At 51.5% G+C, this 7,766-nt stretch carries 7 protein-coding genes and 2 pseudogenes; 2 read left to right on the forward strand and 7 right to left on the reverse strand.

Annotated features, from left to right (window positions below):
* Both H6F43_RS04715 and mfd read left to right on the forward strand, forming a co-directional pair.
* The coding region (locus H6F43_RS04715; protein WP_190341165.1) for a diguanylate cyclase at positions 1 to 573 on the forward strand (573 nt) is incomplete at its 5' end.
* 136 nt (positions 574 to 709) lie between these two features.
* Entirely contained in the window at positions 710 to 4,309 is a 3,600-nt protein-coding gene (gene mfd / locus H6F43_RS04720) for a transcription-repair coupling factor (RefSeq protein WP_190341167.1), read from the forward strand.
* 219 nt (positions 4,310 to 4,528) lie between these two features.
* On the opposite strand, the pseudogene H6F43_RS04725 reads toward mfd, so the two are convergent.
* From H6F43_RS04725 to H6F43_RS04755, 7 genes and pseudogenes are all read right to left on the reverse strand, one after another.
* Positions 4,529 to 4,826, reverse strand: a pseudogene (locus H6F43_RS04725) (type II toxin-antitoxin system RelE/ParE family toxin).
* A complete protein-coding gene (locus H6F43_RS04730; protein ID WP_190341169.1) occupies positions 4,823 to 5,050 on the reverse strand; it encodes an addiction module protein in 228 nt (75 codons plus the stop codon). The pseudogene H6F43_RS04725 and the gene H6F43_RS04730 overlap by 4 nt, the downstream one beginning before the upstream one ends.
* Before the next feature lie 111 nt (positions 5,051 to 5,161).
* Positions 5,162 to 5,425: a hypothetical protein gene (locus H6F43_RS04735; protein ID WP_190341176.1), complete on the reverse strand. Its 264-nt coding sequence runs from the start codon at positions 5,423 to 5,425 to the stop codon at positions 5,162 to 5,164.
* Positions 5,426 to 5,617: 192 nt separating this feature from the next.
* Entirely contained in the window at positions 5,618 to 6,907 is a 1,290-nt protein-coding gene (locus tag H6F43_RS04740) for a hypothetical protein (RefSeq protein ID WP_190341171.1), read from the reverse strand.
* Positions 6,908 to 6,976: 69 nt separating this feature from the next.
* The gene (locus tag H6F43_RS04745) at positions 6,977 to 7,189 is read right to left on the reverse strand and encodes a type II toxin-antitoxin system HicA family toxin (protein ID WP_190341173.1); all 213 of its coding nucleotides are present in this window, start codon (positions 7,187 to 7,189) and stop codon (positions 6,977 to 6,979) included.
* On the reverse strand, positions 7,179 to 7,400 hold the full coding sequence (locus H6F43_RS04750) for a type II toxin-antitoxin system HicB family antitoxin (RefSeq protein WP_190341175.1): 222 nt from the start codon (positions 7,398 to 7,400) through the stop codon (positions 7,179 to 7,181). Before H6F43_RS04750 ends, H6F43_RS04745 begins: the two co-directional genes overlap by 11 nt.
* Positions 7,401 to 7,463: 63 nt before the next feature.
* Positions 7,464 to 7,766: pseudogene (locus H6F43_RS04755) on the reverse strand (AAA family ATPase); the annotation flags it as partial.

The following is a 7,766-nucleotide window of genomic DNA, read 5'->3' on the forward strand; positions in this document are numbered from 1 at the left end:
GAACGTCTGGTAGTCGAGGACGCCCTCCGCGCCGCTAATCAAGAGCTTCAGCGGTTAGCCTATATGGACGGGCTGACCCAGGTTGCCAATCGTCGCTACTTTGACGAACGCCTAGAATACGAGTGGCGACGCCTGCTGCGAGAGCACCATCCGCTGTCGCTGATTCTCTGCGATGTCGATTTCTTTAAGCAGTACAACGATACGTACGGGCATCAAATTGGAGACGACTGCTTGCGCTTCATCGCTAGTGCGATTCGGAGCGTCGCCAAGCGGGCAACCGATCTTGTGGTTCGCTACGGAGGCGAGGAGTTCGCAGTCATTCTCTCGAACACGCCGCTAGAAGGAGCGGTCCAAGTTGCCCAGAAAATTCGAACAGCGGTGCGACAGCTGCAACTGCCCCATCAGCACTCCAGCGTTAGTCCCTACGTCACCCTCAGCTTAGGCGTTGCCTGCATCGTGCCAACACCGGGAACCTCAGCGGTGCAACTGATTGCGGCTGCCGATCGATCGCTGTATCAAGCAAAAGCAGCGGGACGCGATCGCATCATGACCGCCACCCAACTGCAGGAATAGGATTCCACTAAACCGCTGCACTAGTTGCCATGATCCTTAAAATTCGGCAATCCTCAAATTGAGAGGTCTACGTGTCTGGCGACAGGATTCTAAAATATGAAGATAGTTGAATCATCTCTCGCAGCGGCAGCAGACTATGGCGTTCTCTTCGATTACTCGTGCTCTGGGGCGATCGCCCCTGACCTCGGAACTGTTAACGAGTTTGGAGCGGCATCACCATCTGCGGCTTACCGGGCTGTCACGTCTGCCCAAGGGAATCGTTAGCTCGACGCTGGCACAGACTCAATCCCGGACGCTGCTGGTCGTCACCGCGACGCTGGAAGAAGCCGGACGTTGGACTGCCCAACTTGACGCAATGGGGTGGCAGACCGTCCACTTTTACCCAACCTCCGAAACTTCGCCCTACGAGCCGTTTGACTCCGAAGCAGAAATGACGTGGGGACAGCTACAAGTCCTAGCGGACTTAGTCAGGAGTGTACAGCCTTCGGCATCTCAGCAACGCGACGCGTCTCCGAAGGAGTTAGAGCGAGGCGTGAAGAGTAATGGTTCTGACTCCTCGCCCGCTCCCCACTCGTCACTGGCGATCGTCGCAACAGAACGCGCCCTCCAGCCGCACCTGCCGCCGATCGAGGCGCTGAAGCCGTACTGTTTAACTCTGCGGCGCGGGACCGAGCTAGACCTGGAAACGCTGGGACAAGAACTGGCACGATTGGGCTACGAGCGGGTGCCGCTGGTAGAAACCGAGGGGCAGTGGGGACGGCGCGGCGACATTGTGGACGTGTTTCCCGTGGCGTCGGAGCTGCCCGTGCGGCTGGAACTATTTGGAGACGAACTCGAGCAAATTCGGGAGTTCGACCCAGCCACGCAGCGATCGCTCGATCGGGTCGATCAGACTGTCCTGACGCCGACGAGTTTTGCGCCGATCGTGCAGGCTGCTCTCTCCGACGACAAAGTGGCTAGGGTCAAAGCGCACCTGTCACCCGAAGACCAAGAGAAATTTGACGAGGGACAGCTCCCCGAAGGCTTGCGGCGCTTTTTGGGCATTGCCTTCGATCAGCCAGCCTCGCTGCTGGACTACCTGCCCGACAATACGCTGGTCGCGATCGATGAACCCGATCAGTGTTTAGCGCACAGCGATCGCTGGTTTGAGCACGTCGAAGACCATTGGAAAGAATTGGGAGGCGGAGTCGATCAGGGTTTTTCATTGCCGAAAATCCACCGCTCCTTCACGGAATCCCTTGCAGAGGTTGAGTGCTTCGATCGTCTTTCCCTCTCAGAGCTAGTCGAAGAAGTGAAGAAGGACGCTTCACCGACTCCGCACTCCTCCCCGATTAACCTTGCCAGTCGATCAGTGCCTGCGATTCCGCACCAGTTTGGCAAACTCGCCGAAACGCTTCGGGGCGAGCGCGATCGCGGCTTCTCGATTTGGTTGGTATCGGCGCAGCCATCGCGATCGGTGGCGCTGTTGCAGGAGCACGACTGTCCCGCCCAGTTTGTGCCCAATCCACGTGACTATCTGGCGATCGATAAGCTGCAAATTCAGCACGTTCCGGTAGCCGTGAAGTATTCCGGGCTGGCGGAGTTAGAGGGCTTCATTCTGCCAACGTTCCGGTTGGTGGTCGTCACCGATCGTGAGTTTTTTGGGCAGCACACGCTGGCAACGCCGGGCTACGTCCGCAAACGTCGCCGCGCGGCCTCGAAGCAGGTTGACCCGAACAAGCTGCGTCCGGGCGATTACGTGGTGCATCGCAATCACGGCATTGGGCGGTTCCTGAAGCTGGAAAGCTTGATGATCAACCGCGAGACTCGCGAGTATCTAGTGTTGCAGTACGCCGATGGACTGCTGCGAGTCGCCGCCGATCAGCTTAGCTCTCTGTCGCGCTTTCGGGGCGCGGGCGATACGACGCCAGAGCTGAGTAAGATGTCCAGCAAAGCCTGGGAGAAGACGAAAACCAAGGTCCGCAAAGCAATCAAAAAAGTGGCGGTGGATCTGCTGCAGCTGTATGCGCAGCGTGCCCAACAGCAGGGATTCTCGTTTCCGTCCGACATGCCGTGGCAGCAGGAAATGGAAGACTCGTTTCCCTACCAGCCGACGCCCGACCAGCTTAAAGCGGTACAGGACGTAAAACAGGACATGCAGAGCGATCGTCCGATGGATCGCTTGGTCTGTGGGGATGTGGGCTTTGGCAAAACCGAGGTGGCGATTCGCGCCATTTTCAAAGCCATCACGTCTGGTAAACAAGTGGCGCTGCTGGCTCCAACTACAATTCTGACTCAGCAGCACTACCACACACTAAAAGAGCGCTTCGCTCCGTATCCAATTCAGATTGGCTTACTGAACCGCTTCCGCACGCCGCAGGAGCGCAAAGACATTCTGCAACGGCTGAAAACTGGGGAACTGGATGTTGTCGTGGGGACGCACCAGCTTTTAGGCAAAGAAGTCTTTATCAAGGACTTGGGACTGCTGGTGGTAGACGAGGAGCAGCGCTTCGGGGTGAACCAGAAAGAGAAAATTAAGTCGCTGCGAACGCAGGTCGATGTGCTGACGCTGAGCGCAACGCCGATTCCCCGTACGCTCTACATGGCGCTGTCTGGCGTGCGCGAAATGAGTTTGATCACCACGCCGCCACCGTCGCGTCGCCCGATTAAAACCCATTTGGCTCCGCTCGATCCAGAGATCGTGCGGACGGCGATTCGTCAGGAACTGGACCGAGGCGGGCAGATTTTTTATGTGGTTCCCAGAGTTGAAGGCATTGAGGAAGTTGCCGCCCGAATTCGCGAGATGGTACCGGGTATTCGGATCGCGATCGTCCACGGACAAATGCCCGAATCGGAACTGGAGCCGACGATGCTCACGTTTAGCGAAGGGGAGGCAGATATTCTTGTCTGCACCACGATTATTGAGTCGGGGTTGGACATTCCCCGCGTCAACACCATTCTGATCGAAGACGCCCATCGATTTGGGCTGGCGCAGCTTTACCAGTTGCGCGGTCGAGTGGGGCGGGCAGGAATTCAGGCGCACGCGTGGCTGTTTTATCCAAAACAGAGCCAGCTCAGCGACGCGGCACGCCAGCGACTGCGGGCAATTCAGGAGTTCACGCAGTTGGGATCGGGCTACCAGTTGGCGGTGCGCGACATGGAAATCCGAGGCGTTGGCAATCTGTTGGGGGCGGAGCAGTCGGGGCAGATGGACGCGATCGGCTTTGACCTCTACGTCGAGATGCTAGAAGAAGCAATTCGTGAGATTCGCGGTCAGGAAATTCCCAAAGTGGACGACACCCAGATCGACCTCAATCTCACCGCGTTTATTCCCGCAGACTACATTCCCGATTTAGATCAGAAAATGAGCGCCTATCGCGCCGTTGCCTCTGCCAACTCCAAGCAGGAATTGACTGAGATTGCGGCAGACTGGAGCGATCGCTACGGTCCGATTCCGATCGCTGCCTTGCAGCTAATTCGCGTTGTGGAACTGAAGCAGATCGCCAAAAAGCTCGGCTTCTCGCGCATTAAACCGGAGGGTCCGCAGCACATTACTCTGGAGACGCCGATGGAAGAGCCTGCCTGGAATTTGCTCAAAGCGAATCTGCCAGATCACTTGCAGTCTCGCTTTGTGTTCTCGTCGGGCAAGGTGACGGTGCGCGGCTTGGGCGTTTTGACGGCTGACCAGCAGCTAGAGAACCTGATCAATTGGCTTAGCCGAATGCAGGGCGCACTTCCAGAACCCGCTTTGGTTTGATGCAGACTGCGTTCTTTGCAAGCTCAGCGGCTAACGTCGATTGTTACCTTCATAGCTGGAACTCACGACAAGTTCTGCTACTGAACGTTCGATCGCGTTAGTCTGCTGCAAAGCTGCATCACCTTCATTGATAGCTTTGCCTATTAGCTTAGGTGTGCGTCACCGTCTGTACAACTAGCTGCGATCGTCCGTTTGTGCGCTGTAGGGCGATCGCGCCTCTCAAAGTCGTTCTTGCCACGATTTTGGATCGCGCTTACCGTAAAAGCAAGCAATCACGGAAATAGTTTCTTGTTCAAAGATGTAGAGGATGCTGTAGGGAAAGCGTCGAATCAGCGTTCGTCGTGATTGCCGATAAATGAGCGGATAGGCAAGTGGATTGCGTCCAATGCTGGATAAGCAGACATCGACGGCTCGGACAAACTCAGATCCTAATCCGGGGGGCTTGTGCTTCATACCACTCGAAAGCATCTTGAATGTCCAATTCAGCTTCAGGGCGGATAATGAGACAGTAGCTCATTGGGAGAAGCCTAATCGCTGCTTGACGGTTTCCCAGGTTGAACCAGCCGTTGAATCTTGCTGATAGTGGTCTAATCGACGATCGAGTTCCTGTTTCTGGGCGTCAGTTAGAGGAAGTTCATCTTGTCGATCCTGAATGCTATCCCACAAGTCTTCAGCAAGTTGGATGCGCTCAGCAATGCTAAGCTGCGAGATTTCGACTTTGAGGAGGGGATAGTTGCTCATATCGGCAAGTTCATTGGATTAATGATTCGATTGTAAGATGAATTCTTCCGGTGCTTCTTGTTTCATACGATCGTCCGCCTGTGGGTTGTGGGGCGATCATTACTGGTTCATTTAAGTAGCGTTGAGTTCTTCTGAAAAATTGTATTTGCGACGCTGTTCCTTAGCAAAATCTTGAAAAGACCGAAATCGATTCGCTTCAAAATTATCTAGCCCTTGCTGAATTTCCTTAGTTGCCTCTTTTGAATCTTGTTGTTCCCACCGCAAGACATTAATCAGTAATTCAGATGCGACAGGGTTTATGTCTTGACCTTGTCGATCGACTTTGTCCCGTAGTAGCGCTTCTAATTCAGGACTGAGGGTGACAACAATTGACATCATGATGTTTCCTCGGCGATCGACTGTGTCCAATAGTTTAGCAGTTTGTAGAAATTAGAGTTGTGCGATCGTCCGTTTGGTTTGTGGGGCGATCGTTGCTGGTTCACTAAATGCCAAAGTCATCGTGATCGCCTCCTAAAATTTCTTATAGCTTGATACCATAGGAAGAGCAAGACGAGGAGTACTAACACCCTATGTCAAAAACTCTCTACGTGCTTTACTTTCCAGTTCCTCTAATTTCTCCTCAAGATTCCTTGCTCTAGATTCTATTATTATTTTTAGAGAAGCTTTAATACCTTGTCGTCGAGAAGGAATTTCGAGTTGATCACGCAAGCATTCAAAAGTTTGCCGCACAAGCCTACGATTTGCTGAATCTAATATTTCTGGTACTTTTTCGTACTTATATATACAAAGCTTGATAAGTTCTTGTTTACTATGAAATTTTTCTGCTCTATCTCGCCAACCTGAAACTAATTTATCTACATCTCCCTCTATATAATCTTTCTTCTTAAATATCTCTACCTCTTCTCTTATTTCTGCTTCTTTAAGTTTTAAATTCTCAACAGAAGTAATTTCCTCTATTTTTTTCAGATAGGGCAAAAAATCTTTTTCTAAAGTCTCATCAACTAAATTAGCAATACCTCTTGGTACCCATCTTCCCAAAAGTGTATCTACACTGTAAGCAGCCCAAAACCTTTCTGGAAAAAGCTTTGGTATTTTGCTGAACACTTGCTGTAGATTAAGTGGGTCGCGCAAAATGGAGTTTGAGTCTGATTGATAGCCCTTGAATATTTTATTTACTTTCTGACTCTCTTTACCCTTTTCCGTTAAGGTTAGTTGAAAACGAACTGCGCTACTCAAGTTTCCCTCCCACTTGTGATAGAATTCACCAGCCTGAAGAATACGTAGAGCAAGAACAAAATCATCTTGCTCTGCAATTAATTTCCTTGATGCACAGTAATCTTCTCTTAGTTCTTTTGTTATTCTAATAAACTGACTGAGTGATGCAGAATCATGAGTAATCTCTACAATCTCAATATTACTATTCTCATGTATTCCAAGTCCTCTCCTTGTCAAATTTCCTGATGTGGTTGCAAGGAAGCCTTTTTGCGTCTTTGAACTTACTAATCCATAGCTTTTAACGTGAAATAGCCTACCTTTAAAGTTAATAGGAATAAATTCAATTTTGTTCTTCTCTAAGCCAACGCGCCTGCTGATACAGCTAACAAGTTCTTTCCCGTCTCCTCGATACTTAGACCAGTCGCCAATATCAATGAAAATATGAACTTGTGTCAGCCTGCCTTGAACCGCTTTTAATGCTTCATTGATACAAGCTACTAATTTTTCAGCAGCCTCTCGATCAAAATAGCAAGTTACAGCGTATAGTACACAATCTTCACCGTTTATCCTAGTTTCACGGACAGCTTGCTCTAAATGGTTTAGAAGAGTTTGCTGATTGGCGTAGTTTACTAAATGAGGCATTTTCGTCTGAGAAGCTTTACACATCATCTAACAGCATTCCCAAACAGTGCTGCCCTACACCTTGTCTCATTAGCGCAATTGGTTGAATTCTTCCTCCGTGATGCCTAGCTGGCTCAAAATCTCCTGAAACAGCCAACCACCTATTTCAGCATTGCCATGAATCGGAATGGTTGTTGCCCGTCCATCAGAATGTTTCCACCGTGCGTGGCTGCCCTTCTGCCGCGCCTTCTCAAACCCCAGCTTTCGCGCTACTCGCTCGAGTTCCTTTGCTTTAGCGGGCATGGGTCACAGCAACCTCGACATCTTGAGGCAATTCTTGACCCGCTTCGTCATACTCGTCCCGAATCATCTCAAATACGTTGGCAAGTTCGGCTTGTGCCTCTTCTGAAGTTTGTCCCCAAGCGTGACAGCCCGCGATCGCCGGAATGTAAGCAACAAACGTGCCATTATCATCGGGACGTAGAACAATTGTGTACTGATGAAGCGATCTCATAAGCGCTGAGAAACAATGGCTACGAAACTAACATAACCTTAGACAAATTTCACTCTGTACGCTCTACCACCCAACGATCGTCCACCACATTCCCATTCCAATTACCGCTAGCGCTCCATGCTGCGGCAGCATCTTCACCAGCGGCAGCCGCGCGATCTTTTGAGTCACAAACACACTCAGCCAGAACGTACCGATCAGCGTTATCGCCTGTAAAAACGAAATCACTGCCGGATGCGCCACCGCAATCGGTAGCATCGCCCCATTCCAGCCAAACGTCGCCGCCGTCACAGGCAGCACCCGTCCCGCCTCCGACAAGCCCAACTGCCAGTAGTGCGCCATATTTGCCCCCAGCACAAACGGCAAATA

It is taken from the genome of Leptolyngbya sp. FACHB-36 (genome assembly GCF_014695955.1).
Taxonomy (GTDB): Bacteria; Cyanobacteriota; Cyanobacteriia; order Leptolyngbyales; family Leptolyngbyaceae; genus FACHB-36.

Coding starts and splice junctions, on each gene's coding strand:
- H6F43_RS04745 (WP_190341173.1), bottom strand. CDS start 7,189: ATGCCCGCTAAAGCAAAGGAACTCGAGCGAGTAGCGCGAAAGCTGGGG.
- H6F43_RS04740 (WP_190341171.1), bottom strand. CDS start 6,907: ATGCCTCATTTAGTAAACTACGCCAATCAGCAAACTCTTCTAAACCAT.
- mfd (WP_190341167.1), top strand. CDS start 710: ATGGCGTTCTCTTCGATTACTCGTGCTCTGGGGCGATCGCCCCTGACC.
- H6F43_RS04750 (WP_190341175.1), bottom strand. CDS start 7,400: ATGAGATCGCTTCATCAGTACACAATTGTTCTACGTCCCGATGATAAT.
- H6F43_RS04735 (WP_190341176.1), bottom strand. CDS start 5,425: ATGTCAATTGTTGTCACCCTCAGTCCTGAATTAGAAGCGCTACTACGG.
- H6F43_RS04730 (WP_190341169.1), bottom strand. CDS start 5,050: ATGAGCAACTATCCCCTCCTCAAAGTCGAAATCTCGCAGCTTAGCATT.